Annotated in this window: 24 protein-coding genes and 1 pseudogene; 9 read left to right on the top strand and 16 right to left on the bottom strand. The window is 67.3% G+C overall.

From position 1 onward, the window contains the following. The first annotated feature begins 55 nt into the window (after positions 1-55). Both FVA80_RS18540 and FVA80_RS18535 read left to right on the top strand, forming a co-directional pair. Positions 56-1,375, top strand: coding sequence for an MFS transporter (locus FVA80_RS18540; protein WP_147908845.1), 1,320 nt, complete (start codon positions 56-58; stop codon positions 1,373-1,375). Positions 1,376-1,731: 356 nt separating this feature from the next. Next, positions 1,732-2,499, top strand: coding sequence for a substrate-binding domain-containing protein (locus tag FVA80_RS18535; protein WP_147957853.1), 768 nt, complete (start codon positions 1,732-1,734; stop codon positions 2,497-2,499). Positions 2,500-2,549: 50 nt separating this feature from the next. Here FVA80_RS18535 and FVA80_RS18530 read toward each other — a convergent pair whose 3' ends face one another. From FVA80_RS18530 to FVA80_RS18495, 8 genes are all read right to left on the bottom strand, one after another. Further along, positions 2,550-3,347, bottom strand: coding sequence for an alpha/beta fold hydrolase (locus FVA80_RS18530; protein ID WP_147908847.1), 798 nt, complete (start codon positions 3,345-3,347; stop codon positions 2,550-2,552). A gap of 4 nt (positions 3,348-3,351) precedes the next feature. Further along, complete coding sequence (locus tag FVA80_RS18525) at positions 3,352-4,713, bottom strand: MFS transporter (protein WP_147908848.1); 1,362 nt, start codon at positions 4,711-4,713, stop codon at positions 3,352-3,354. A 227-nt stretch (positions 4,714-4,940) separates the two neighbouring features. Then, the gene (locus FVA80_RS18520; RefSeq protein ID WP_147908849.1) at positions 4,941-6,350 is read right to left on the bottom strand and encodes an amidase family protein; all 1,410 of its coding nucleotides are present in this window, start codon (positions 6,348-6,350) and stop codon (positions 4,941-4,943) included. A gap of 49 nt (positions 6,351-6,399) precedes the next feature. Further along, positions 6,400-7,101 (bottom strand): cyclase family protein, encoded by a 702-nt coding sequence (locus tag FVA80_RS18515; RefSeq protein WP_147897451.1) that lies wholly within the window; start codon positions 7,099-7,101, stop codon positions 6,400-6,402. Between the two features lie 80 nt (positions 7,102-7,181). Further along, complete coding sequence (locus tag FVA80_RS18510) at positions 7,182-7,919, bottom strand: ABC transporter ATP-binding protein (protein WP_147897450.1); 738 nt, start codon at positions 7,917-7,919, stop codon at positions 7,182-7,184. Continuing rightward, positions 7,919-9,700, bottom strand: a complete 1,782-nt coding sequence (locus FVA80_RS18505) for a branched-chain amino acid ABC transporter ATP-binding protein/permease (RefSeq protein WP_147908850.1) — start codon at positions 9,698-9,700, stop codon at positions 7,919-7,921. Before FVA80_RS18505 ends, FVA80_RS18510 begins: the two co-directional genes overlap by 1 nt. Then, entirely contained in the window at positions 9,697-10,572 is an 876-nt protein-coding gene (locus FVA80_RS18500) for a branched-chain amino acid ABC transporter permease (protein ID WP_147908851.1), read from the bottom strand. Before FVA80_RS18500 ends, FVA80_RS18505 begins: the two co-directional genes overlap by 4 nt. Before the next feature lie 129 nt (positions 10,573-10,701). Next, the gene (locus FVA80_RS18495; protein ID WP_147908852.1) at positions 10,702-11,895 is read right to left on the bottom strand and encodes an ABC transporter substrate-binding protein; all 1,194 of its coding nucleotides are present in this window, start codon (positions 11,893-11,895) and stop codon (positions 10,702-10,704) included. 301 nt (positions 11,896-12,196) lie between these two features. Here FVA80_RS18495 and FVA80_RS18490 point away from each other — a divergent pair, with 301 nt between their 5' ends. Then, entirely contained in the window at positions 12,197-13,159 is a 963-nt protein-coding gene (locus FVA80_RS18490) for a LysR substrate-binding domain-containing protein (RefSeq protein ID WP_147908853.1), read from the top strand. Between the two features lie 426 nt (positions 13,160-13,585). Here FVA80_RS18490 and FVA80_RS18485 read toward each other — a convergent pair whose 3' ends face one another. The 5 genes from FVA80_RS18485 to FVA80_RS18465 form a co-directional block, all read right to left on the bottom strand. After that, positions 13,586-14,641 (bottom strand): alpha/beta hydrolase, encoded by a 1,056-nt coding sequence (locus tag FVA80_RS18485; protein WP_147907135.1) that lies wholly within the window; start codon positions 14,639-14,641, stop codon positions 13,586-13,588. A 19-nt stretch (positions 14,642-14,660) separates the two neighbouring features. Continuing rightward, positions 14,661-15,776 carry an alpha/beta fold hydrolase gene (locus FVA80_RS18480; RefSeq protein WP_147907136.1) on the bottom strand — a complete coding sequence of 372 codons (1,116 nt, stop codon included), beginning with the start codon at positions 15,774-15,776 and terminating at the stop codon, positions 14,661-14,663. Between the two features lie 108 nt (positions 15,777-15,884). Then, positions 15,885-17,291 carry an MFS transporter gene (locus tag FVA80_RS18475; RefSeq protein WP_147907137.1) on the bottom strand — a complete coding sequence of 469 codons (1,407 nt, stop codon included), beginning with the start codon at positions 17,289-17,291 and terminating at the stop codon, positions 15,885-15,887. Between the two features lie 83 nt (positions 17,292-17,374). After that, entirely contained in the window at positions 17,375-18,892 is a 1,518-nt protein-coding gene (locus FVA80_RS18470) for an aldehyde dehydrogenase (protein WP_147907208.1), read from the bottom strand. A 67-nt stretch (positions 18,893-18,959) separates the two neighbouring features. Further along, positions 18,960-19,592, bottom strand: coding sequence for a GntR family transcriptional regulator (locus FVA80_RS18465; RefSeq protein ID WP_147907138.1), 633 nt, complete (start codon positions 19,590-19,592; stop codon positions 18,960-18,962). A 125-nt stretch (positions 19,593-19,717) separates the two neighbouring features. On the opposite strand from FVA80_RS18465, the gene FVA80_RS18460 reads away from it, so the two are divergent. The 6 genes and pseudogenes from FVA80_RS18460 (at position 19,718) to FVA80_RS18445 (ending at position 24,148) form a co-directional block, all read left to right on the top strand. Then, positions 19,718-20,506 (top strand): alpha/beta fold hydrolase, encoded by a 789-nt coding sequence (locus FVA80_RS18460; RefSeq protein WP_147907139.1) that lies wholly within the window; start codon positions 19,718-19,720, stop codon positions 20,504-20,506. Positions 20,507-20,601: 95 nt separating this feature from the next. Then, a complete protein-coding gene (locus tag FVA80_RS18455; protein ID WP_147907140.1) occupies positions 20,602-21,639 on the top strand; it encodes a fumarylacetoacetate hydrolase family protein in 1,038 nt (345 codons plus the stop codon). A 577-nt stretch (positions 21,640-22,216) separates the two neighbouring features. Further along, on the top strand, positions 22,217-22,855 hold the full coding sequence (locus FVA80_RS18450; RefSeq protein ID WP_147907141.1) for a glutathione S-transferase N-terminal domain-containing protein: 639 nt from the start codon (positions 22,217-22,219) through the stop codon (positions 22,853-22,855). A gap of 162 nt (positions 22,856-23,017) precedes the next feature. Next, positions 23,018-23,167, top strand: a complete 150-nt coding sequence (locus FVA80_RS31355; RefSeq protein WP_246692017.1) for a hypothetical protein — start codon at positions 23,018-23,020, stop codon at positions 23,165-23,167. Positions 23,168-23,224: 57 nt separating this feature from the next. Further along, positions 23,225-23,275, top strand: a pseudogene (locus tag FVA80_RS31350) (hypothetical protein); the annotation flags it as partial. A gap of 24 nt (positions 23,276-23,299) precedes the next feature. Next, positions 23,300-24,148, top strand: coding sequence for an alpha/beta hydrolase (locus FVA80_RS18445; protein ID WP_246692016.1), 849 nt, complete (start codon positions 23,300-23,302; stop codon positions 24,146-24,148). Positions 24,149-24,184: 36 nt separating this feature from the next. Here the strand turns inward: FVA80_RS18445 and FVA80_RS18440 are convergent, their stop codons facing one another. The 3 genes from FVA80_RS18440 to FVA80_RS18430 all read right to left on the bottom strand — a co-directional run bounded on the left by FVA80_RS18440 (position 24,185) and on the right by FVA80_RS18430 (position 26,643). After that, positions 24,185-24,970 (bottom strand): glutathione S-transferase family protein, encoded by a 786-nt coding sequence (locus FVA80_RS18440; RefSeq protein ID WP_147907142.1) that lies wholly within the window; start codon positions 24,968-24,970, stop codon positions 24,185-24,187. 289 nt (positions 24,971-25,259) lie between these two features. Then, the gene (locus FVA80_RS18435) at positions 25,260-25,553 is read right to left on the bottom strand and encodes a hypothetical protein (protein WP_210249188.1); all 294 of its coding nucleotides are present in this window, start codon (positions 25,551-25,553) and stop codon (positions 25,260-25,262) included. Between the two features lie 13 nt (positions 25,554-25,566). Continuing rightward, a complete protein-coding gene (locus FVA80_RS18430) occupies positions 25,567-26,643 on the bottom strand; it encodes a catalase family protein (protein WP_147907143.1) in 1,077 nt (358 codons plus the stop codon). Positions 26,644-26,855 lie beyond the last annotated feature (212 nt).

Here is a 26,855-nt window from a genome sequence, read left to right as displayed (position 1 = left end):
CACGCGCTTGGGCCCGAGGCCGCGCGCGGTTGTCTCTCAGATCCCGGAGCGGTCCGTGACATCGGCGAGCGGTGAGATCCTGTCCGAGATCGAGCGGGTAACGATGCGGCGCGTGACGATGCGGCTCATGCCGCTCCTGATGCTGGGCTTCCTCGTCGCCTTCATCGACCGCGTCAACGTCGGCTTCGCCGCCCTGCAGATGAACGCCGATGGCGGCCTGTCGTCCTCGGTCTTCGGCCTGGGCGCCGGTCTCTTCTTCGTCGCCTATTTCCTGTTCGAGGTGCCCTCCAACCTGATGCTCGAGCGGTTCGGCGCCCGCCTCTGGCTGGCCCGCATCATGATCACCTGGGGACTCATCTCCGCGGCCACCGCGCTCGTCATCGGCCCACTCTCGTTCTGCACGGTGCGCTTCCTGCTCGGCGCGGCGGAGGCCGGCTTCTATCCCGGCGTGATCTTCTACCTGACGCGCTGGTTCCCGAAGGCCTACCGCGCCCGCGTGATCGCACTCTTCGCGGTGGCCGTGCCCCTGTCGAACTTCGTCGGCTCGCCGATCTCGGCGGCCCTGCTCGGGCTCGACGGCTGGCTGGGTCTGCGCGGCTGGCAGCTGATGTCAATCGTCGAGGCGGCGCCGGCCGTGGTTCTCGGCCTGCTCGTCCTGCGATTTCTGCCGGAGGGGCCGGACCGAGCGCCCTGGCTCGACAAGGCGCAGCGCGGTTGGCTGATTGGACGCCTGGCCGCGGAGCGCGCGGAGCAGCCAACAGCACGGCCTTCCGTCTGGCGGGTGATCTCCGATCGGCGCGTGATGGCGGCGGGCTTAATCTTCGCCGGAAGTGTCGGCGCGAGCGCGTGCCTGTCGATCTGGCAGCCACAGATCTTCAAGTCCTACGGCCTCACGACGATGGAGATCGGCATGCTCAACTCGGTGCCGTTCGGGATCGCGGCCGGGCTGATGGTGCTCTGGGCCCGACGCTCGGACCGTACGGGGGAACGAGCTTGGCACGTCGCCGGGCCTCAAACGCTCACCGCACTCTGCCTCGCGGCAGCGCTGGCTGCGCAGGGGCTCTGGCCGACAGTCGGGATCCTGTTCCTGGCAATCCTTGGGACCTACGCAGTCAAAGGCCCGTTTTGGGCGCTGGTCACGGAATGGCTGCCGCCGGGCGCGTCCGCGGCCGGGATCGCGCAGGTCAACGCTATCGGCAACCTCGGCGCCTTCATCGGAACGTATCTGATGGGCGTGATCAAGGACGCGAGCGGCAGCTACGCGCTGGGCTTGCTGCCGCTCGCGCTGGTCACGGCCACGGGCGCCGCGCTCGCGTTGGGACTGGGCCGCACGCGCCCCCCGTTGATCCCCGTCCTGCCAGGCGAGCAGGCGTAGAACATAAACGACGCCCTGCACCGCGGTGCCGGCGGGAGTTCCGCGAGACGATGTCAGCAGCACGCCCTAGCTTCGATTACCGCCCGCTCTTCGCCATCTAGCCGACAGCCCGGCATCACTGTCCGGGAGTGCTGCCCCCCGGGCGATTGGGCGGCGATGCCGCGAGGAGACGCGTCCGGGTACCACCGGGTCCCGCATCACCGGGGCCGCGCTCGGACGGGGGAGGGCTCACCCAATAAGGGACAGACAACGGCGGACGCGACACACGGTTTGTGAAGCACGGCGCTCCGTGCTGCAAGATCAAGCGCGCCCCGCTGGTCCGCGAGACGGAGGCGTCGCGCCCAAGGAGAGATGCCATGCGCCGAGCTCAGCTTCTGTCGATCGCTTGCTGTACGACCGTGCTGAGCACGCCCGCGGCGGCCGCCGACATCCGCGTGCTCGCAACGGGCGTCTACGCGTCGAGCCTGCGCGACCTCATCGCGTTGTTCGAACGGCAGACCGGCGACCAACTCGTCCTGACGATCACCAATGCGGGCGGCGTCCTCGCCAAGCTTGCCGCGCACGAAGACGCCGACGTGGTCATGACCGCCTCGGCCGGCGTCGACACGCTCGCCGCGCGCGGGGACGTTCGCGCGGAGACCAAGGTCGAAGTCGCACGCACGCGGCTCGGCGCCGCCGTCAAGTCTGGGACCGCTCTCCCCGACCTGACGGGCGAGGCGGGTTTTCGTGAGACGCTCCTCGCGGCACCCACCGTGGCCTACATCGATCCGAGGGGTGGTGGCACGTCGGGCGCCTTCTTCGACGTGATGTTGACGCGACTCGGGGTCATCGATGCGGTGCACGCGAAGGCCGTTCTCTGCGCCACCGGAGCCGAGGTCGCCGCAGCCGTCGCATCGGGCAGGGCGACGATCGGCCTGACACAAGCCAGCGAACTCATTGACGCACCCGGAGTGGCGTTCGCGGGCTTCCTGCCCGACGCCCTCAACGCGAGTACGCCCTACGCCGCCGCCGTCACGACGCGGACTCAGGTCCAGCGTTCGGCACGGGCCTTCATCGCCTTCGTGACGGGACCGACCGGCAGCGCCCGGCTGAAGCAAGCGGGTTGGAACGTCCCACCGCACTGAGCGGAGCACCCGTACCAGCAAGGCATCATCAAGGGGTTCAGCGGTCTCGATCAATCGGCGAGGAAGTCGAGCAGGCAGGCATTGAACGCCTCCGCGCTGTCGAGAGACGAGATATGCGCCGCCCCAGGAATGACCGTGAAGCGCGCACCGGCCACGGCGTTGCTGACCTCGCGCGCGACGGCGGGCGGAAACAGCTTATCCTCCTCGCCCGCGATCACCAGGGTGGGATGCGTAATGGTCCGGAGGCGACCGGCGACGTCGAACGCGCGCATGCCGAGGGCAACGTTCGCGAGCGAGGATCCGTTGTGTCGCTCGGCTAAGCGGCACCACGTCGCGAAGGTCGCTCGTCCGGCCGAGCTCTGCCGGTACGCCGCATTGAGCATCACAGGCCACGTCGCCTGAAAACGCTTGAGTGGCCCGCCCGGCTGACAAAACATTTCTACCCAGCCGGCGACAAGATCCGCCGTCGCCGTGTCGTTGAACGCAGCCCGCGAGTTCGCGACGACGAGCCGGTCAATCCGCTGCGGCTGCTCGAGCGCGAGCGTCAGCGCGATCATGCCCCCGAGCGACAACCCACAGACCGAGACGCGCTCGAGCGCGAGATGGTCGAGCAACCCGATGACGTCTCGAGTCAGATCGTCCACGGTCGTGACGTCGGTTGCCGGATCCGACAGGCCGTGCCCGCGGAGATCGGGCACGATCACGCTGTAGCCGGCGAACACCAAAGCGGCGACCTGGTTCATCCAAGACCAGCCGGCGTTTGTGAACCCGTGGATCAGCATCACCGGGTCGCCCCGGCCCAGCAGTTCGTAGTGCAGCCGGCGTCCGTCGCGTTCGAAGTGCGGCATCGTCTCAGACCTGACCTGTCATACCGGAGAGTTCCGCCGTGACCGCTTCCAGCGATTTACCGCGGGTCTCGTAGCCGAGGAGGTAGCCCCCGACGCCTCCGATCAGCAGCAGCATGCCCAGGGCGGTGAAGAAGGCGTAATTGGGTGCGCCGTTACCCAGCATCCATCCGAGCGCCGGCGCCGCGACGATCCCCCCGATCCGCTGCCAGGCCGCGGCCCAGCCCGTCCCGACGGCGCGGTACCGCGTCGGGTAGACCTCGCTCGTGTAGGCGAAGAGTGGTCCGCCCGCACCGCCCGAGGCGAAGAACGCCGTCAGCGCGCCGAGCCCAAGGATCGACCAGGACTCGGTGGCCTGCCCCCAAGCAAACATGAGGAGACCACCGACGCACAGGAACACCGGGACGGTCGTGCGACGCCCCCAGCGATCCAGCAGCAGGCCGCCCGCGATGTTGCCCAGCGCGCCCGTCCCCGCAATCAGGCCGGTGAAGGCGAAGCTCTTCACGACCGGAAAGCCCATTCGCGCGAAGATCGACGGTAGCCAGATCGCCACAGCGAAGAACACCGCCCCGCCGGTGAGTTGCATCAACCAGATGCTCGCGGTCGGTCGGAAGTAGCCGCCGCGCAGGATCGTGCTCAGGCGCGCCGGCTCGGCCGGCGGTCGATGGACGGTCGGCGGCAGCGTCCGTGGGTCGACGGTGCTGAGGCCGTCAACGATGCGGTCGGCTTCGTCGAGGCGACCGCGAGCGATGAGGAAGCGAACGGACTCGGGCAGAAGCGCCCAGAGCACGATCAGTACGAGGCCGGGAACGGCTCCCGCGATGAACATCCCCCGCCACGTGAACGCCGGGATGACGAGGAGGGCGACCATCGCCGCGACGAAGCTTGAGCCCTGCCAAAACGCAACGGTCGAGGCAAGCATGAGCCCGCGTCGGCGGGCCGGGATGAATTCGGAGAGGTACGTGAACACGAGCGGCACCTCCGCGCCCAGTCCGATGCCCTGAAGGATCCGCAGCACCAGAAGCGAGTCATGGCTCCAGGCGAACGCGACGGCGCAGCTGAGGACGCAGTAGGCAGCGATCGAGCCGACCATCGTCCATTTGCGCCCGAACCGATCGGCGAGGAAGCCGACACAGGTCGAGCCGATCAGCATGCCGATGAAGACGCTGGAAGCCAGGACGCCGGCCTCGGCCGGGCTCAGCGTGAAGGCCGCGACGATGCCGGGCAGCGCGAAGCCCATCATGTTGATGTCGAAGCCGTCGAACAAATGGCCGAGCGCGGCGGTCACGTACATGCGCCAGTGCTTCGCCGTGAAATCCGACCGGTCGAGGCTCTCAAGCAACTGGCCCGCTTGTACTTGTGTCATCATCAGCCCGATGGTGATCGAATAATCGGATGCTCGAATGGGTATCTTCTTGAGAACGGAGTTGTTTGCAGTCGCGCGCCTCAGCCCTGATCTCAGCAGCCTGAGTTCAAGAGATCCTCAGCACCACCGGGCGCGTCTAGCGCATGCGGTTCTACGGGTTGCGCGGCGAGGGGCTCATTGGGCCCCTCCGTCGAGCCGCTGGCCTGGGCCGCTTCCACCAGCACTGCCTCTCACCAGCCTTGGTTTGGTCTGATGTTGTAGCCCGGCGGCTGCGTTCGCTCGATCGCCGCAGCCGTCCGCACCACGTCGGCCTCGCCCAGAGTGCTGCCGACGATCTGGAGACCGACCGGCATACCGTCCGCGGCAAGGCCCGCGCAGACGGAGGCCGCAGGCTGACCAGTGAGGTTGAAGGGATAAGTGTAGAACGCCCAGGAGACGAGGCTGCGGTCACCGAGCCCCTCGGGGATGTTCCGGCCGGCCTCCAGGGACGAGATCGGCAGGGTCGGCGAGAGCAGGACGTCATGGTCCGCAAAGAAGCGGACCATGCGGTCGCGCAGCGCGTAGCGCGCGAAAACTGTCTCGTAGTACCCACGCATCTCCTGGGCGAGTGCGGCGTCGAGCACGTCGGCGACCGCCGGATCGAGCAGGTCGCGGCGGGTCTCGAGGATGCCGCGCAGCCTGGTCCCGATGCCGGCGTAGAATTCCGCGGTCCAGAGATCTGCCGGGTCGGTCTCGAAGACGGTGTCGATCTCCTCGACCACCGCGCCCTGGTCGGCGAGCGCCAGGGCGGCCGTGCGGGCGATCGCGGCGACCTCCGGATCGGGACGGGCGTAGCCGAGGGTCGCGCTCCAGGCGACGCGCAGGCCGGCCACTGAAGCTTGCGCAGCGCCGAGAAGATCGGGCACCGGGCCAGCCACCGCGAAGGGATCGCGCGGGTCGTGGCCGGATATCGCTGTCGTCAGCAGGGCTGCATCGACCACGTTGCGTGCGAGGGAGCCTACATGGGCCAGCGTCGGCGTCGCCGATGTTGGCCAGACCGGCACGCGCCCGAACTGGGCCTTGAGTCCTACGAGCCCGGTGAGCGAGGCCGGGATGCGCAAGGATCCGCCGCCGTCCGTCCCCACGGCAAACGGCGTGATCCCGGCCGCCACCGAGGCGGCCGCGCCGGCGCTCGATCCGCCAGGCGTCTTTTCGAGATTCCAGGGATGTCGGGTGATTCCGGTGAGCGGCGAGTCGCCCACCGGCTTGGCCCCAAATTCACTTGTCGTGGTCTTGCCGATGATGATCGCACCGGCAGCCCGCAGCCGCTCGACGGAGGGGGCATCAGCGGCCGCAATATTGCCCGCCATGGCGCGCGAGCCCGAAGCATAGGGCGCGCCTGCTACCGCGATCAGATCCTTCACCGAGACCGGTAGACCATGGAGGAGCCCGAGGACTCCGCCGCGCATCACCGCCTCCTCGGACCGCCGGGCGGCGGCGCGGGCCTCGTCCGGCATCAGGTGGCAGAAGGCATTTAGCGTCGCTTGGCTGGACTCTGCCAGCGAGAGGGCTCGCGCAGTCAGCTCGACCGGCGAGACCGCGCGCGTCGCGACGAGCCGGCGCAACTCGAGCGCGGTCATGAAGTCGAATTCGGCCGTCATCGATCCACCCTCCCGTCTTGGGCGGCGCCCAAGAGGCGCCGCGATCGAGTCAGTCGTTGACGATGGCGAAGGCGCGTACCGGCGAGCCGGACCCGCCCTTGAACTTCAGGGGCACGCCGAAGAACTGGACCTCGCCCTTGCCCAGGAGTTCCTCCAGGTTCACCAGCCACTCCCAATGGCTCATGCCGAGGTCTCGGCACAGACGGTGCTGGGCGAAAATGTTGTCACTCGGCTTGTCGGTGGAGGGACCCTCGACGCCTTGCATCTTCGAGCCACGCGCGTGCAGCCACTTGGTTGCCTCCGCGGTGAGCAGCGGGTTCTTCCAGACCGAGTCGGGCCCCGGGTAGTTGCGAGCGTGGAAGCCGGTGCAGAGCAGGACGATGTGACCGTCGATCTTCACGCCGCTCTTGGCCTCAGCCGCCTCCATATCGGCGACCGTGATGTCGCCGAGGTCGGGGATGTGGCGCAGGTCGAAGCACACCGCCTTTCCCATGAACATCTCAAGCGGCATCTCGTCGACCGGTTGGCCGTTCGGGTTCACGTGGAGGAACGCATCGACGTGCGTGCCGACATGGTCGAGCATCGCGATGAAGTTCGTCTGGAACGTCATTGCGTCGCCGGGGACGCCGAGTCCAAGGGCAGCGGAGCTCTCGTGGCTGAGATGGGTGGTGAGCACCGGCCTCTGAAAGAGCTTGTGGGCCGGCATGTTGTCCTCGATCAGGAGGCTCAGGTCGACGACGCGCTGGGGCATGACGGTTCCTTATCGGGCATGAGAGACCGTTCGCAGCGCCGCCTGGTGCCGCGTCGGATCAGGTCTTCGAGGTGTCGTTCTCAGGCGGCCTTCTTCTTGCCGAGGAAGGTTTCCATGACCTCCGGATCGCGGGCGAGAAGCACGCTCGGGCCGTCCCGCACCACGCGCCCCTGTGCCACCACGAAGGCGTGGTCGGCGATGGCGAGCGCGTAGGATGCAAGCTGCTCGACGAGAAGAATGGTGAGGCCCTGCCGGTTGAGGTCGCGCAGGACGCCGATCAGTTGCTCGACGATCCGGGGGGCGAGGCCGAGCGAGAGTTCGTCGATGACGAGGAGGTCGGGCTCGGCCATCAAGCCGCGGGCGATGGCCAGCATTTGCTGCTCCCCGCCCGACATGCTGCCTGCGGGCTGACGAAGACGCTCACGCAGCCGCGGAAACAGGGCGAGCGACCGTTCCAGGGTCTCCTTCGACCGCATCGTCTTCAGACCGCCGTGAGCATAGGCGCCCAGGATGAGGTTGTCCTCGACCGTTTGGTCGGGGAAGATCAGCCGCCCCTCCGGCACCATCACGAGACCACGGGCCACCTTGGCGTGGGCGGGAAGCCGCGTGATCTCCTCACCCTTGAACAGGACACGCCCGGCGCTCGGCCGCACAAGCCCGGTGAGGCCGCGCATCAGGGAAGTCTTGCCGGCCCCATTGTTGCCGATCACAGCGACGAGCTGGCCGCGGCGTACGCTCAAGCTGGCGCCGCGCAGCGCGGTGACCGCGCCGTATCGCACCTCCAGGTCATCGACCGAGAGAAGGGGAGCGTCGGTCATCAAGCAGCCTCCTCGCTGAGGATGGTGGAAGGGCCGCCGAAATAGGCCTCGATCACCCGCGGATCGGCCTGCACGATGTCCGGCCGATCGCTCGCGATGATCTGACCATAGTCGAGTACCGTCACGGTATCGGCGACCGCCATGATCAGGTCGACGTGGTGCTCGATCAGCAGCACCGACACGCCAAGTCCGGCGATCTTGCGGATCATGACCTCCAGCTCGTCGATTTCCCCGGTGGTCAAGCCGGCGGCGGGCTCGTCGAGGAGAAGCAGGCGGGGTCGTGTGGCGAGCGCCCGGGCGATCTCCAGACGGCGTTGATGGCCAAAGGGCAGATAGCGCGCCTGCTCGTTAGCCGCGTCCGCGAGGCCGACGAAGTCGAGCAGGCCGATGGCTGCGGCGTGGCAAGCAGCCTCTTCGCGGTGGAAGCGGGGCGTGCGCAGGATCGCGCTCGGCAAACCGTAGCCAAGATGATGGAAGCCGCCGACCATAACGTTCTCCAGCACCGTCATCTGTCCGAACAGTTCGGTGTTCTGGAAGGTACGGGCCAGGCCACGCCGGGCGATGTCGTGGACCTTCCGACCGGCGAGTTCGGTGCCGTCGAGACGCACACCACCGTCGCTCGGCCGGTAGAAACCCGAGATCGTGTTGATGAAAGTTGACTTGCCGGCACCGTTCGGACCGATCAAGGCGTGGATCTCACCGGGAGCGACCCGGACAGTTGCCGCGTCGAGAGCCGTCAGGCCACCGAAGCGGACGGTGAGACCGTTCGTCTCCAGCGCGGCGGGTGCACGCCCAGCCAGGATCGCGGTGGCGGACGTACCGTCAGCCGGGTCGACACCGCGCGGACCCGGGCGCAGCCGGGCGTAGACATTGCCGAGCGTGCCGAGGATGCCGCCTGGCAGCCCGAACATCACGGCGAGGAGCAGCGCGCCGTAGGCGAACTTCTGCCACTCCGCAAAGCGCTGCAGAACCTCTGGCAGGTAGGTGAGGATGAAGGCCCCGAGCACCGGCCCGAAGGTCGAGGCTGCTCCGCCCAGGATTACCATCAGCAGGAAGCGAACGGAATCCGAGAACGTGAAAATGTCGGGCGAGATGTAGGCGTTGAGGAAGGCATAGAAACTGCCGGCCACGCCCGCCGTCACAGCTGCGACCGCGAAGGCAAGCGTCCGGATGCCAGTCGCGCCGATCCCGAGGCTGCGCGCCGCGGTCTCACTCTGAGAGACAGCCAGCATCGCCCGGCCGTAGCCAGAGTGCTTCAGGTTGTGCGTCGCGAGCGTCCCTAGGAAGAGGGTGACTGCGAGCACGGCGTAGAAGGCGTAACCCGATAGGGGGTAACCGAGTAGGTTCGGGCCTGGGATGCCGCTGAGCCCGGTGGTGCCGCCGGTCAGCCCCTGCCACTCGATCGCGACGTTCTCGACGATGAGTCCGAAGGCGATCGTCACCACGGCGAGATAGACGCCGCGGACGCGCACGCTCGGATAAGCGAGCGCCGCGCCAAAGACCCCCGCCACGACAGCAGCGCCAAGGCTCGCGAGCACGAGGTCCAGGCCGAGACGGATCGCCAGGATCGCACCGGCATAGGATCCAAGTGCGAACAGTCCCGCCTGCCCGAGCGAAACGAGGCCGGTGAGGCCGACCAGGACGTTCAGACCGACCGCGATCAAGCCGTAGATCAGGAACAGCATGAACAGGCGTAGCTCGTACTCGTTGCCGGAGGTGAACGGCACGGCGACGAGGATCGCGGCGAATAGCGCGAAGCCGAGGAGGTGGAGCGCCTTCATACCTTGAAGATCTCCCGGCGACCGAATAGGCCCTGAGGGCAGGCGAGCAGCACCAAGATCATCACGCTGAAGCCGACGATCTCGCGGGCCGCCGTCGAGACGTAGCCTTCGACGAACTTCTCCATGATGCCAAAAGCGAGGCCGGCCACGACGACGCCTGGCCCGCTTGTGATCCCGCCGATGATCGCGACCGCGAAACCCTTGAGACCCAGGAGCACGCCCATGCTGGCCGAAGCCTGGATCACGGGGGCAACGAGTACGCCCGCTCCAGCGCCAAGCAGGGCGGCAAGACCGAAAGAGAACATCACGATCCGGTCGACGTCGATGCCCATAAGGGCCGCGGCTTGGCGGTTGTGGGCGAGCGCCTGCATCGCACGCCCTACGAGCGTGTGCCGCTGCATCAGGTGCAGGCCGATCATCGCCAGCACTGCGACGGCCGGGATCACCAGTTCCTGAGGATAGACGCCCGCTCCGAAGACCGAGATTGCTCGGGCGACGCCAGGCGAGGGCAGCGGGCGTGAGAAGCCGCCGAACTGCATGGTGGCGAGAGACTCCGCCATGATGCCAACCGCGATGGTGGTGAGCATCCAGCCGATCGAGGCGTTAGCGCCGATGAATGGCCGCACCGCAAGGCGCTCCAGCACGACGCCGAATACTCCCCCCGCCAGAACTGCCAGTAGGCAGGCGAGCGGCAGCGGAATGCCGGCGTCAAGGCCCATCACGGCGATCACGGCGCCGATCATCAGAGTATCGCCGTGGGCAAAGTTCACGGCCTTGGCAGCGGACCACATGATGTGGAAGCCGAGCGCGACCAAGGCGTAGATGCCCCCGATCGCCAGGCCCGAGAGGGTATACTGCAGGGCGGTCGTCATGACTGCGCGGGCCTCTCAATGCGAAGCGTGCAGAGCGTTCACCGGAGTCGGGGCGGTCCGGCCCGGCGAGGGGGATCCGGACGAACCGCCCCAGCCCTCCCGCTAGGGAAGGGGTGAAAGGCGCGTGCCTCAGTTCGTCTTACCGTAGGGGGTCTGTCCGATCGGCAGCAGCTTGCCATCGGACCAGACGGTCAGCTTGTAGTAGCTCGGCAAGATCGCGTCCTGCCGCTCTGGGTCGGAGGCGTCGAAGGCGGGGTCGTACTTGGCGACTAAGCCGTCGTACTTGACTTGGTAGAGAGCTTCGCGGACCTTTTTCCAATCATAAGCGCCAGCTTTTTCGATCGCCTGAGCCACGATGTGGACTGCGTCGTAGGTATTGGCGATGCCGGAGCCCATCTTGATCTGCGAGGGATCCTTCAGGCCGTACTTGGCTTGAACCTTCTGCCAGAGCGCCTGACCCTTCGGGTCGAGGTCACCCATGAAGCTGTAGGTCTGGACAACCTCGATGCCGTTAGCGAGTGGGCCAGCAAGCTCGCCGAGATTGCCGGCGATGCCCCAGGCGCCGATGATGGTGGGTTTGTAGCCGACCTTGTCCATCGAGCGGACCAGCTGATTGCCCTCGCGGTCGAGAGCCCAGAAGAGGGCCACATCCGCGCCCGCGTCCCGTGCGCGGATCGCCTGCGGGGTCATGTCCTGATCGTTCCAATTGAAGGTCTCGGTAGCGACGAGCTCCTTGCCGGCCTTGGCGATCGCCGCCTTGACATCCGGCACCGCACCGTTGCCCCAACCTGTATTCTCGTAGAAGAACGCGATCTTGCCACTCTTCGAAACTTTCGCTGCCTGTTCCACCAGGAAGCGGGCGACCCATTTGTCCTTGGCTGAGACGCGGAACATGTAGTTCGGGCTGCGACCGTTCTCGATCGCCTGGGTGTTGGCGGCCAGCACTCCGACGAACGGGATGCCGATGGCATGGACTGGCTCGACCTGCGCCACCGAGACGGTAGAGTGGTAGCCGCCTAGAACCACCACGCATTTGTCAGCGAGTGCGATGCGGCGAGTGTTGTCGACGCCGCGGGGCGGAGCGCCCGCATCGTCGTACTGTACGAAGCGCAACGGCTTGCCCAGAACGCCGCCCTTAGCGTTGATCTCGTCGATGGCGATCTCGGCACCCATCTTGATGGCCTGTCCACCGAAGGCCGCAGGACCAGTTATCGCTGCAGAGTTGCCGATACACGGCTCCTGCTGCGCCAGGGCCGCATCCGGGATCATGAGTATTAATGGGGCAGCCAGAGAGAGGCCGCGCAAATACTTGTGCGCATCCATGCTATGGTCTCCGATTTCCAGATAGCAGCCCGGGTTCGGCCTTGATGCTCGACGAATTAACGTCAGGCTACGCGGCGAATACAGGCATCATCAAAGACCAAATTCCGATACAAGGTATCGGAATTTCCTATGAGCATTAATCATAGGCGATTTATACCGGAGGATACGGTCACCAAGCCACTGTGAACACATCGAAAAATATGCCCTCGTGCACATAGCTTGCGCAGATTGCACAGCGCTAGAGCAGTTTGACATCGTCGTCGCGCTGCGCAGATGCTACCGAAGATTCGATAGGATCAGCATGGATCTTCGTCAGCTTCGCTATTTCGCCCAGATCGCCGAGAGTGGAAATGTCTCTCGGGCCGCCGAGGTTTTGCGAATCGCACAGCCCTCTCTCAGCCAGCAGATGCGAAATCTAGAGGAGGAGCTCGGTATCGAGTTGCTGTTCCGGCATGCCCGGGGCGTTACACCGACAGAGCTGGGTCTTAAATTCTACGAGCATGCCCGACGTATCCTCCAGGAGGTCGAGCGAGCCAAAGAAAGCGTTCGCTCCCAATCGACGAGTCCGAGCGGGCGCATTTCGGTCGGACTGCCGACGTCGGCCTGCCGGGGCCTATCCCTGCCGTTGCATCGCGCGATGGCGATGGCATTGCCCAACATCACACTGCACATCGTCGAAGCCATGAGCGGTACGCTCGACGAGTGGATTCAATCCGGCCGCCTGGATGTGGCGCTGCTCTACGACCACAAGGCCTTCGAGCACGTGGCTTGGACCGAAATGATGGTCGAGGCTCTGATGTTCGTCGTCCCGGCAGCCCACCCGCTGGCGGCGCAGCATGAAATCAAATTCGAACAGGTCTTCAAGCAGAACTTACCTGTCGTACTTCCAGGGCGGCCGAACGTCCTTCGGGTCGTGATTGAGCAGCTTGGGGCCCGCCACGACGTCACACCGGTTGCTACGGATTGCGAGAGCTTGCCAGCGATCGCAGAGCTGGTGCGAGCTCACGCGTTTGCGACTGTCATGCCGCACTTCGCATTGGCTGCGGAGATCGAGCGCGGAGAGATGGTTGCTATCCCGATCGTAGATCCGACCCCATCCTGGCGGCTCTCCGTGGTCGTCTCTCAGCGGACTCTCAACGCCCGCGGCAGCGAGGCTGTCGCCGAAGTTCTGGCGAGCGTGATCGGAGATTTGGTCGAGCGCTCCATCTGGCGTGCCCGGCTTAAACCAACGGACCGTACCGCGCCTGCACGCAGTCGTGCGTAAAAAGTGGCTCGGGTTCATTAAGATTTCAAGGACGACTTAAGGCATCCCAGCCGCAGGCTCGAACAAACGAACAGTATTGATTATGAAAGCCTGCCTTTAGACTGGGAGCCTCGAAAGCGGCTGAGTGGATGGCAGGGCAGCGGGGAGCTTATGGCGGCGGTAGGCGTACCGCCCGGGGGTGGGGAGGGAAGGCCAGCGGGGAGGGTCGTCGGTACGCCGGTGATAGGCTTGCTAAGAATAGGGTGAACGGAAATTAGCGGGCGCGACAGGCGTTCGACGCGTGCAGCGGCGCGTCGAAGCACCGTCCGTTCACTGTAGGCCCGAGAATACCAATAGCGGACGTTCCGCTTTGCGCCCACAACGGCCATAGAGCTGGCTGTTACACGGTCCGGTAAGCGGACGCTGCCATCCGCAACTCTGGCGACCCTATTGCGCCAGATGCTTGTCGAAGAAGCGCGCGATTTCCTCAAACACCGCTCGGGTTTCCGGCGCAGTGTCGTCCCGGATGTAGTGAGCATGGGATTGGCCCTCCCCAACTTGAAGGAAGGCCTCGACACCGGCCTCACGCAGCTTGCGATGCACGCGGACCGTATTCGACAGCAGCAGGTCTCGCGTGCCAGTGGTCAGGATGGTGGGCGGGAACCCCTTAAAGTCACCGTAGACGGGCGACAGCATCGGATCCTTGAGGTCGTGGCCGTCCGCGTAGACCTTGGCACCGTCGTCGCAGAAGCCGTCCGGCGAGACGAGCACGTTGTCGAGCATGGCGTTCGTCACGAAGCTGTCGCCGACCTTGGTGGTGTCCGACATCGGCGTGCCCGGCGCGATGGCGGCGGGCACGGGCAGCCCCTCCTGCTTCGCCCGCAGCACCATGGCGAGAGTCAGCGCGCCGCCGGCCGAGGTGCCGAAGATCGCGGTCTTCCGCGGATCCGTCGTCCGCGTCACCGCCTTCCAGACCGTCATGGCGTCGTCGTGGGCGGCCGGATAGACGGCCTCCGGCGGCATGCGGTAGTCGACCGAGATCACCTTGAAGTGGCCGAACCCGGCCATGAACAGCGCTTCCGGCAGGCCGGCCTCGCCGGGGTTGAGCACGTAGCAGCCGCCGTGGACGTGGACGAGCACCCGGTCGCGGTTCTCCGGCGGGACGACCTCGGGGGTCACGATGAAGGCCCGCACCCCGTCGATCGTCGTGCGTTCGACTTTCACGTGCAGGCGCTCGATCATGCCGGGCACGAGCTTCCCGAGCGCCTCCGCGCCGGCCTCGGCGACGGGCTTCCAGGCCGCGCCGTCCTTCGGGTGGATGTCCCAGTTGGTCCGCAGCGGCAGGCCGATGATCTTGCCCATCTGCGGGCTGACGTCGGCGGGCACCGGCACGGACTTGGCCGGCACCTGCAGCGGGGCGGCCCGCTGCTGCGCCGCGGCGGGGCCGGCGGCGAGCGCCGCCGCCAGAACCGCCCCGAACGCGATCGCCGTCCGTTCAATCATCGCCTGACCTCTCGCTGTCTCAACGCCCGCGCGGCGCGCCCGCGTCCAGGAAATCCCGGACGGTCCGGTTCATGTAATCCACGTCCGCGGCCTTGGTCGCCGTGGCCGTCGTGTGACCCTGCACCGAGGGCACTGCGACCACGCTCGATTGCGGGATAAAGGCCCCTGCCTCGCGCGCCTCCTCGACCGGATTGTACAGGTCGAGGTTGCCGCCGGTGAGGATCAGCGTTCGGGCCTTGATGGCGGCGAGCGCCTTCCGGAGGTCGCCGCCGAACCCCGGGGTCTGGCCGATGTCGTGGCGGTCGTAGGCCCAGGTCTGGGCGATCCAGTCGTTGGCGTCGAAGCCGGCCTTGAGCACCGCCTCCTCCTGCCCGCGCATCCAGGGCAGGATGTCGAGGGGCTGCGGGGCGATCCCGCGCAGGGCCTCCGGCGTCCGGGCGGCCAGCACCTGCAGGATGTCGGCGCGCAGCCGCCAGCCCTGCTCGGGCTGCCGGTCGTAGGCGCCGTCCTTGAAGGCGGGATCGAGCATCAGCGCCTTGCGGGTGGCCTCGTTGACCGCGATCGACCAGGGCGCGGTGCGCGCCATCGGGGTCAGCGCCACCAAGGCGTCCATGAAGCCGGGATGGCTGACGCCCCATTGCAGCGCCTGCATGCCGCCCATCGAGGCGCCCGCCACCGCCACGAGGTGGCTGATCCCGAGCCGATCGAGGAGCTGCTTCTGGCTCTGCACCATGTCGCGGATGGTGAAGTGCGGAAACGCCGTCCCGTGCTGGCTTGCGCTGGTGCTCGGGCTGGTGCTCAGCCCGTTGCCGATCGCGTCGGTGGCGATGATGAAATACCGGTCGGTGTCGAGGGCCTTGCCGGGGCCGATGAGGAAGTCGATCCGGTGGTGATTGCCGCCGATCGCCGTCACCATCAGGATGACGTTGGACCTGTCGGCGTTCAGCGTGCCGTGGGTGACGTACGAGAGCGCGAAGTCGCGGATCGTCTCGCCGCTCTCCAACAACAGGTCGCCGAGCGGCTCCAGCCGGTGCGGCGGCGCGTTCGGACCGTGCGCCGCGGACGGCGACAGGCCGGCAACCAGCACGGCGACGGCCAGGGCCCATGCCAGCGGGCTGCGGTATGGTTTGCGCATCGGGAGTCTCGACTTCGAAAGTGTTGATGCGTCCGACAGGGCGAACCCCGTCGCCATTGTGGGGCTCCACAGCTTGGCCCCAGGATGACGCGGGGTCTTGGCGTGCGCTCAGGCGATCTGGCGCGGCACTGCGCCTCGCGCCCCTGATACTGCGCTGCCCTCGGCCGGCGTGAGGGCGGGTTCCAGGCTCTCCAGGCTCTGGCGGCGCGGCTCGACGCCGAAGACGGCGACCGCCACGATCTGCAGGGCCAGAAGCCCGATCATCAGGCCGGTCACGCCCGCGATGCCGTAGGTCTCGAACAGGCTCACGACCAGAAAGGGCGTCACGATGGTCGCCCCGCGCCCAACCGTGTTGCACAGGCCCGACGCCCGCAGCCGCACCTCGGTGGGGAACAGCTCGGGGATGTAGATCCCGAACAGAAGCGCCACGAGAACGTAGATTGGCACCGTCAGCCCGAAACCGACAAGCGGCAGCAGGACCGGATCCTGGGTGAGCGGATAGAGGATCCCGAACGCGATGGCGGCCGCCGAGGCGCCGATGATCGTGGGCTTGCGGCCCCAGCGGTCGGCGGTCAGCGCGCCGATGGCACTGCCTACCGGCGCCCCAAGACCCATCAGCAGGGCGTAGCCGAAGGAGGTCGCCACCGAGAGGCCCTGCCGGATGAAGAAGGTCGGCAGCCACGTCACGAAGCCGTAGAGCAGCGTGTTGATCACCACGAGGCACAGGCAGCCCAGCAGCAGGCGCGACAGCAGCGGCGGCCGGAACAGGGCGGCGAGCCCGAGCGGCGGTATCGGCGCCATCGCGGCGGCCGGTGGCAGCGGCGCGCCGCGGCTCGCTTCAGCCTCGATCGACCGCATCAGCGCCTCGGCCTCGGCGTGCCGCCCCACGGCCTCGAGCCAACGCGGCGATTCCGGCAGGTTCTTGCGGGCGTACCAGACAGCGAGCGCACCGATGCCGCCCAGCGCGAACATCGCCCGCCAGCCAAAGGCCGGGATCACAAGGTAGCCGATGAGCGAAGCCGCTGGCAGGCCGGTGACCACGAACACCGCCATCAGGCCGAGGAAGCGCCCGCGGGAGCGCGCAGGCACGAACTCGGTCATGGTCGAGTAGCCGACCACATTCTCGGCCCCGAGCCCGACGCCCATGATGAAGCGCAAGATGATCAGGACCGTCATGTTCGGCGCGAAGGCCGCGCCGATGGCGGCGAGGCCGAAGACCAGCAGGTTAGCCTGGTAGGTGAAGCGCCGCCCGTAGCGGTCCCCGAAGAATCCCGTGAGGAACGAGCCCGCCATCATCCCCACGAAGGTCGCCGAGACGAACCACGCGTTCTGCGGCAAGGTGGAAAAGCCGCTCTTCAGAATTGAGCCCAGCACGGTGGCGGCGATGTAGATATCGAAGCCGTCGAAGAACATGCCGATCCCAATCAGCCACATGATGCGGCGGTGGAACGGGCCGATCGGCAGGCGGTCGAGGCGTCCACCGGCGTTGACCGCCGGGCTCATGGGTTCGGGCATGGGGCGTTTCCTTCCGGGATGCTGAGTTGGCGCGGAAGGGGCCCGTCTGGCGCGGACTTGTCCTCCCCCACGCCGGCGGTTCGTCAGTTCAGGCGGCGCTGGCCGGCCGTGTCGCGGTACCAGTCGAAGGGCCCGTCGCCGGTGGCGACCATGATGCTCTTCACGTCGAAATGGTCGTTGAAGCTCTCGATGCCGCATTCGCGGCCGACTCCGCTGTCGCCCACGCCGCCCCAGGGGGAGGCTGGGTCGAGGCGGTGATGGTCGTTTATCCAGACGATGCCAGCCTTTACCGCGTGCGCCACCCGATGGGCCCGGGCGACGTCCCGGGTGCGGACCGCCGCCGCGAGGCCGAAGGGCGAGTCGTTGGCGAGCCGGAGCGCCTCGCCTTCGTCTTCAAAGCGGGTGACGCTGGTGAACGGCCCGAACACCTCTTCCTGGAAGATCCGCATGTCGGCGCGCACGTCGGCGAACACGGTCGGCTCGACGAAGTAGCCGCCCTCGAAGCCCGGCACCTGCACCGCATGACCACCAGCCACCGCGCGGGCGCCCTCGTCGCGACCGTAGCCGGCGTAAGCCAGCACCCGGTCGCGCTGGCGCTCGGAGATGACCGGCCCAAGCTGGGTCGCCGGGTCGAAGGGATCGCCCAGGCGGATGGCGGCGGTCTTGGCGGCGAGCCGCTCCACGAACTCGTCGTAGATCGAGGCCTGAACGAGGTGGCGGCTGCCGCATACGCAGGTCTGGCCGGCACCGATGAAGGCACCGAAGGCCGCGTAGTTCACCGCCCTCTCGACGTCGAAATCGTCGAACACCATCACGGGGGTCTTGCCGCCGAGCTCCATGGTCTGGTGGGCGAAAACTTTCGCGGCCGCCGACCCGGCGATCCGGCCCGCCTCGGTCCCACCTGTGAGCACCAGCTTGTTGATGTCGCGGTGCTCGGCGAGCGCCTTACCGGTCGAGGCGCCCAGTCCGAGCACGATGTTGAACACGCCCGGCGGCAGGCCGGCCTCGGTGAAGATCTGCGCGAGTTTCAGGGTCGTCAGCGGGGTGTACTCGGAGGGCTTGACCACCGTGGTGCAGCCGGTGGCGAGCACCACCGCCAGCGACTTGCACAGGATCATCAGCGGGTGGTTGAACGGCGTGCAGTTGGCCACCACGCCGATCGGCGTGCGGCGGGTGTAGTTGAGGTAGTTGCCCTCCACCGGGATCACGTCGTCGCGCCGCGCCAGCGCCACGCCCGCGAAGTAGCGGAAGAAGTCCGGCAGCCGCGAGAGCTGCGCTCGGGTCTCGTTGACCGGCCGGCCGTTGTTGGTGGTCTCCAGCCGGTAGAGCGCGTCGAGGTTGGCCTCGAAGGCGTCGGCGAGCCGGTTCATCAGGCGGGCCCGGGCCCGGATGTCCAGGCCGCCCCAGTCCTTGCCCTCAAAGGCGGCCCGGGCCGAGCGCATCGCCCGGTCGACGTCGGCCGGACCCGAATTCGGAATGCGGGCGATGACCGCGCCGGTGGCGGGGTTGCGCACGTCGATCAGCGTGCCGTCCCCGGCCTCGACCTCACGCCCGTCGATGAAGTTGCCCCGGGTCTCGATCGCCGGTGTCGGCTCGCGCATGTTCATGGCGTCTCTCCCGTACTGTGTTTCACGGCTCTTTCGGGCCCGAGGCCGGACCCGGCGGCGTTCAGAGAACCACCGCGCTGCGCTCAAGCGCGGTCAGGATGCGGCGCTCGGCCTGGGCGACGTGCTCGCGGACGAGGCGTCGCGCCCCGCGCCCGTCACGCCGCTGGAGGGCCTCGATGATGCTGACGTGTTCGGCCACGAGGAGCGCTGGATCGCGCCCCCGGATGCCGTCCAGACTCACCCGCACGAGCCGGTCGGCCTGCTCGACGAGGTCGCGCACGGTGGCGGCCATGCGCCGGTTGCCCGAGGCCTCGGCCACGGCGATGTGGAAGGCGCGGTTCTCGGCGATGAAGTCGGCCCCCTCGGCGACCGTGCGGAAGGCGTCGAGGGCGTCGAGGACGGCCTGGGGCGCGTCGGCCGCTGCCTCCACCGCGCAGGCCGGCTCAAGCGCGAGGCGCATCCGGAGCAGATCACGCGCGTCGGAGACGGAGATTGCGTTGATCTGATATCCCTGGCGCGCGTAAACGGTCACTAACCGCTCGCGCTCCAGGCGGAGCAGCGCTTCACGGACCGGCTGGCGGCTCACGGCGTAGCGCTGGGCCAGTTCCTGCTCGCGCACCTCCGCTCCTGGCCTAAGTGTGCAGGCCAGGATGTCGGCGCGGATCGCCGCGTAGATGTTGTCTCGGAGCAGCACGAAGGGCCTCGTTCGATCGATCCATGCTGCCACTCGTGAAATATCACGTCAACCGGGTTGCTGCCGACTGATCGGAATGCGACAGCGGATTGAAACCGTGGATCGTGCGGGTCGGGGAGGTCTGGATGCAATCGATGGTCGCGGATGGACAGGTGGCGCTGGCCGCATCCGGCGAGGGTCCGCCCCTGGTGTTGTTGCACTCGTTGCTCGCCGACAAGGCAAGCTTCGATCGAGTCGCGCCCGAGCTCGGCCGCGACTTCCGGGTCGTCGTCCCGGACCTGCCCGGCTTCGGCGGATCCGCGCCGGTGCCGGGCGGGCTCGAGGCCGTCGCCGACCGAGTTGCGCAAGCCGTGCGCGAGGTAACGGACGGGCGGGCGGCGGCCGGACTCGGCAACGGCTACGGCGGCTTCGTGCTGCTGCTCTGCGCCCTGCGCCACCCTGGGTTATTCGAGCGCCTCGTGTTCGCCGATTGCGGCGCCTGCTTCTCGGAACCTGGTCGCGAGGCCTTCCGCGGCATGGCTCGGGTTGCCGGCGAGATGGGGCTCGCGGCGATCGCCGACACGGCGATGCGACGCCTGTTCGCACCCGCCTTCCAGGCCGCCCATCCGGACCTGATGGCAGAGCGTCGCGCCGCCTTCCTGCACACCGATCCGGCTGTGTTCCAGGCCGCGTGCGCGGCGCTCGCCGGCCTCGACCTGCGCGGACGCTTGTCCGAGGTGCGCGTCCCCGTCCTGGTTCTGGTCGGAGAGCACGACGAGGCAACCCCACCCGCCATGGCGCGTGAACTCGCGGCCGGCCTGCCGGACGCGAAATTCGTGATGCTGTCCGACTGCGCTCACGTTCCTCAGCTTCAGGCACCTGAGAACTTTACGCGGGAGGTTCTCGGATTTCTTCGACAGCATGACCTGAACTGATCCACCGAGCGGACATGTCCAACTCAGCCCACCGGCACAGATGAACGCTGCGCTCCAGCGCACTGATGCCGTGCGCCTTTACCGGAGGATGATTCATGAGCACCCGACGCGATCTGCTCCACCTTTCGATCGCCGCGACGGCGGCGGGCGTACTGGCGTCACCAGCAAAGGCACAGACATCCGCCCCAATCCCTGAGCGGCCCATCTTACCCGCGCAGGGGGGCAGCAACACGCTGCGCCTCGCCACCTTCATGCCGAACGCGGGCAGCACGCCGCGGGTCGGCGCCGTGAGACCGGATGGGCGCATCGTTGACCTGTCGCAGGCCGGGATGTCGGGCTTCGACCCGGCACGAATGGTCTCACTCATTGAGGCCGGTCCTGCCGCGCTTGATGCCGTCCGCCGTGCCGCAACCTCTGGCGATGGCCCGAGTGTCGAGACTGTACGCCTTCTCGCCCCAATTCCAACACCGACCCGCAACATCTATGCAGTCGGCTGGAACTATCTGGAGCACTTCGCGGAAGGCCAAGCCGTCCGCGGCACAAACATGGATTATCCGGCGCATCCGGTGTTCTTCACCAAGGGCGTCAATACCGTGAACGGCCCCTACGACCCGATCCCTTTCGACCCCGCGGTCTCGACCGCGATAGACTGGGAGGTAGAACTCGCCGTGATCATCGGCACGCGTGGGCGCAATATCGAGGAAGCCGACGCGATGAGCCACGTCTTCGGCTACAGCGTCATCAACGACACTACCGCTCGCGACATGCAGATCAAGCTTCACGGTGGGCAGTGGTTCAAGGGCAAGAGCCTGGACGGCTATGGGCCGATCGGCCCCTGGATCGTACCGGCGGGCGATCTCGACCCAACCGACCTCCACCTGATCACGCGCGTTAACGACGTAGTTAAGCAGGATGCATCGACCAAACAGATGTACTTCAAGGTCGCCCGCATTATCGCCGAACTCTCACGTGGTCTTACTCTGGTGCCGGGTGACATCATCGCCACGGGCACGCCGCCGGGCATCGGCAACGCACGCAAGCCGCCGGAATATCTAAAGCCCGGCGACGTGATGGAAACCGAGATCGTCGGTATCGGCACGTTGCGCAACATAATTCAGGCCGTGCCTACCTAAGAGCGTCCGCGCGCTCAGGACGCCCGGTCGGTTTTTGGTCCCTCGGATGCCAGCTGGGCACGACTGGTTCCGACCGGGGCTTCCGGTTTCCGTACTCGCTAGCCTCAGAGTGCTGCCTCATGTTGGACGCAGCAATGACGACGCTGGCGCACCGCATTTGCCGGCAGGTGATCGCGTCGATTGCCGGATCATGCAGGTGGCTTCCGCCCAGTCCATAGGTGGCGGGCAGCCGTAACTGAGCGCGACCGGTACGTTCGTACAACCCTTAAGTTACCTCGAAGCAGGCAGGCCGCTTCGACACGCTACGCAGTGTCAGATCGCCAACCCATGCAAAACCAGGCCTTCGGCTTTGCGCCCATGGCGGCCATTCGGAGCGTGTGATCGGCGTCCTGTAAGCAGACGCGACTGGCTACATGGAAGGGCGCCGGGCGGTCGTGTCCGAGGGGGAACTCCACCTCTGCGCTCCCGTTTTCCCGATCGAGGCTCCGCGGCGTCGGGACGACCCAAGCGTCCATGATAAGCCGCTCTCAGCCCACGCCGTGCCTCATCCTGCCGCCATCCAAAACACGGTCACGCGATGAAGTTCTACTGGGGCCCCCACACCTGCGCGATCGGCATCCACATCCTGCTGGAGGAGATCGGCAGCCCATATGAGAGCGTGAAGATGGATGTGGCCGGCGGCGAGACCGGCCAGGAGCCGTTCAGGGCGATCAACCCCAAGGGCAAGGTCCCCACTCTGGTGCGCGACGACGGGACCGTCATGACTGAGTACGGTGCCATCGCCACCTGGCTGGCCCGCACGAACCCGGACACGGGGCTGATCCCGGCTGATCCGGAGGCGGAGCGACACGGCCTCGAGGTGATGGACTACGCCATCGGCACGCTGCACCTGCAAGGGTTCGGGCGGCTGTTCAAGGCGGCGAACTACGAGCCGCAGGATACGCTGCACCAGACGCTCAAGCTCGGGCAGGCTTCGGTGAGGGAGCAGGGCCGCGCCATCATCGATGAGGCGCTGTCGATCCTCGATCGGCAGATGGCGGGGCGCCCTTACGTGGCGGGCGAGGCGTTCACGATCGGCGACAGCGCGCTGTTCTACGCGACACGTTGGGCACCGCAGGAGGGCATCGCGCTCCCGCCCAACCTCGCCGGGTACTTCGAACGGATGATCGCGCGGCCGGCCGTGGCGCGGGTCCGCGCGCTCTGGGGCGAGGCGTGACGCTGGGGGTGCCCCCCCCTGCCTCCCGCTCGGATGACAGACATTCGTCCAAGCTCGGGGTTCTCCATGCGGGGCCACGGCGGCGCGTCACCGCCCATCCGAGCGGTCGGTTCGAGGCCGCCGCGCGACAGCTCTGAGCGACGGCTTATGGAAAGGACGGCGATGCAGACGTTCACCGTGGCGTGGGATGCAGACAGGTTGGCCTGGGTCCGGGATCGCGTCCGGGCCTATCGCATGCCGCGCCTGCCGGCGGAGGCGGGGTGGCGTTACGGCTGCGATCCGGAGGTTCTCGCCGACCTATGCGCCTACTAGCTCGACGGCTTCGACGAGGCGGCCGCGGCGGCCGAACTCAACCGCTTCCCGCAGGTCCTGATCCGGGTCGAGGATCTCGACTTGCACGCCGTACACGTTGTCGGTGAAGCCAACGGCAGGCGGCCGCTTCTGTTGATCCACGGCTGGCCCGGCTCGATCTACGAGTTCTGGCGCGTGATCGAGCCGCTGGCCTTCCCCTCGCGCCATGGCGGGCAGCCGGAGGATGCGTTCGACCTCGTGATTCCGGCGCTTCCCGGCTTCGGCTTCTCCGGCAAGCCCGCCGCGCCGATCGGCCCGCGCACCACGGCGCGCCTGTTCGACCGTCTGATGCGCGAGGGGCTGGGCTACCCGCGCTACCGCGTGCAGGGCGGAGACTGGGGGGCAGGGGTTGCGGCCTGGCTCGGTCTCGATCACGCCGCATCACTCGATGGGATCCATCTCAACTACCTGTTGGTGCAACCGGATGCCGAGCCGGAGAGCGCCGCGGAGCGGGCATGGCAGATGGAGGCCGACGCCAGCCAGAAGGCGCTCGGGGCCTATGCGCAACTCCAGGGCACGAAGCCACTCTCCCTGGGCTACGCCATGGCGGACGAGCCAGTCGCGCAATTGGCCTGGCTGGTCGAGCGCTTCCACGACTGGGCGGACCTGCGCGGGCGGCCGTTCGCGCAGGTGTTCTCGAAGGACCAACTGCTGACCAACGCCCTGCTCTACATCCTGACGGACGCGTTCGAGTCCGCGACGTGGTACTACGCCGGCGCGCAGGCCGAAGGGGTCCGTCGGATGCCGCCAGGCCAACGCGTGACCGTGCCGACGGCGTTCGCTGCCTATCCCGATCCTCGGACGCCGGTACCTCCGCGGGAATGGGTGGAGCGCGGCTACGCGGTGACGCGCTGGCAGGCGATGCCCCGGGGCGGCCACTTCGCCGCGATGGAGGCGCCTGACCTCTTCGTCGCCGATCTGCGCGCGTGGGCGCGACGGTGAAGGTTCGCCGGGTTTCTTGGCGGCGCGACAGAGCCCTCAGTCACCCTGCGGCCATGGAAAACGGATGTTGCCGTCGCGAAGGCCGGCGAGCACGACCGCGACGCCGCCGGACTTGATCATCCATTCGAGGCGGTGGTCGCGGTACTCGCGGCGGCGCTCGCCGGTCGTGTAGAGGTCGGAGGCGGCGGCCATCTTGGCGGCGGCGGCGTCGAACTCGATGAACGTGGCGGCCACGGAAGGCCGCCGCCGGAGGCGCGCGTGCCAGGCGGCGAGCGGGCTGCCGGGTTCCGGCCCGAGGCCGTAATGAACGGAGCGATTGACCATCGGTGCGACGGCCGCGTCTGCCCAGCCGAAACCGGCACCCCCGAACCAGTCCGCGGCGCCGAGCCGCCGGGTGAGCCATTCCTGAAGCGCCCGCGTCTGCGCTCGCGCCTGGGCCATCAGGTGCTCGGCGAGCGTGCCGGTGGCCCGGCCGAACCACAGGACCTCGCCGAAGCCCCAGTTCACGGCCTCGTACTGCGTATCGCACACGTCCTCGGTCATCCGGGCGAAAGCGCGGGCAGCGGGATCCCGCGGCAGCAGCGGCGGTTCGGGCCAGCGCTCCTCGATGTACTCGAGGATCACGGTCGACTCGAAGATCGACACCGCGCCGTCGATCAGCACCGGCACCTCGGTTCGGGGGTTGGCGGCGGCGAAGGGCCCGTCGCTCCGACCGGTGCCGAAACTCTCCGGCAGCTCGGTGATGAAGGGCAGGCCCTTCTCGCGCAGGGCGATCTTGACCTTCTGCGCGTAGGACGACAGCGGATGATCGTAGAGCAGCAATGCGGATCCTCCCGTTGCAGTGACGACGGTGCGAAGCTGCCGCTGGGCATCGTGGGGTCACTGAACCACCGCACCGGCCACCCGTTCCATGGGCGGCGGTTCACTCGAGGCCGGCGATCGCGTACGGGACGGACGAAGTTTCCGGATCCGCGCCCTCGTCGTCGTGCAGGTCCGGCGACGATGCCCCGCCACGATGAGGTGATGCGGTTTCGTGCCACCGGGGGTCGACGCCGGGGCCCCCCTCGGCGTCGACCCTCGCGACGTCGTTTGTCCCCTGACTGCTGTCGCCTCAGCGCGCCTCGACCGTCACGCAGGTCAACGCGACGGGCAGCGCCTTGTCCCCCTCCGCCTCGCGCGTGAACGAGGCGGCGTTGGCGGTGGTCGAGGCGATGGCGTGCTCTGCGTCCGGACTGTCGACCGGCAGCACATGGTTCTGGCCGTTTTCCAGGCCCTTCGTCGGGTCGAACACCCGGATGGTGACGTTGAAGGGCTTCAGTTCCGTCGGCGCGGTGTCGTCCGCCTGAACCCGGGTCGCACCTAGAAGGATCAGGGCAGCCGCGGCCGGCACGATGACGACACGCATGCACATTCCTCCCTCAGCGGCCGCTGCCGGGTTCATGGATCGGGCAGCCGTTGAAGCGCTGGCGGAACTCGGCCGAGTGCTTGTAGGGCGCGTTGCGGGCACGATTGATGTTTCCGAGCGGACGGTGCGCGGCGAGGCCGGTCCAGACGTTGAAGCGCATGTGCTCGTCGACGGCATCGACGCGGCCCGGGTCCCAACTGTCCTGCGGCTGAACCCGGATGCGCCCGACACGCTGGAACGGTGCCTCGTCCTCGCTCCATTCGACCGTCGGATCCTCGACCGGCTGGCGCTCGAGGTCGCGGCAGAGCTGGACGCGGAACTCCCACTCGCCCGCGATGCCGGCCATCTCGGACTGCACCGTCTCGCGGATCGCGTTCGGGCGGCCGGAGGCGTCGATCTCGCGGCCGGTCAGCGCAGTCAGCGCCGGCGCGACGGGGGCCACCGAGAACTTCGCGATGTGGTCCCCGTACCTGAACGGCGTGACGCTGTAGTAGGTCTCACCCAATGGATCGACGTTGGGTGCGCCGCCGAGCGCGCCGATGGTCGGACTGTCGATGCCGACCGCGTGGAGCGCCTTGTTCACCCCGCGCAGCACCGTGGAGGCGGCGACCTTCAGACCCTCGACCCGGTCGGTCGTGCCGGCCAGCAGCTTCAGGCTGCCCAGGAACTTCTCGGCGCTCGGGGCCTGGAAGACCGTGCCGTTGACCATGATGAAGTTCTGGGTCGTGCCCTCGGCACCCGGGAGCCGCTCACCCTCTACGTCGAGCACCTTCAGGGCGAGGCCGCGCGGAAGCGAGACCGCATCGGGCAGGATATCGCCGGCATTGGTCGACATCCGCATGTAGACCTTGTGCTCGCCGGGCGTGGCGAACAGTCCCTGGGCCAATTCGGGAGGCAGCCCGGCGTCCACCGTCAACGTACCCTCCAGGATGCCGTGCGCCTTGGCGTGCACGGATCTGACGGCATGCCCCGAATGATCGGCGACGGTCTGCAGGATCGTGTCGAACGTCTCGTTCAATTTGTCGATTGTCGCGCCCTCGTCGGGCCCGACCTGTTCGACGTGGGGGCTGTAGCGGACGGGCGCTTGCAAGGTCGGAGGCTCCGGATCGGTATGGCGTCGGGATGAACGACGTGCGCATCGCTCCGTTCCCAGACATCATCAGGCTGTTGAACAGACGTCTCATGGCGGTCGGCGCCAACAGCAAATGCTGGCGCCGAGATGATTTTATTTCCGCCAAGTAAGAGTCCCTCAAGATCCTGGCCGTCCGCGGTCGTGCCGGGGTCGAGGGCCTCGTCCGCGAG

Origin of the sequence: Methylobacterium sp. WL1 (assembly GCF_008000895.1) — a bacterium.
Taxonomy (GTDB): domain Bacteria; phylum Pseudomonadota; class Alphaproteobacteria; order Rhizobiales; family Beijerinckiaceae; genus Methylobacterium.
Note: the sequence above shows the minus strand (reverse complement) of the source record. Positions and strands in the feature narration are given on the sequence as shown.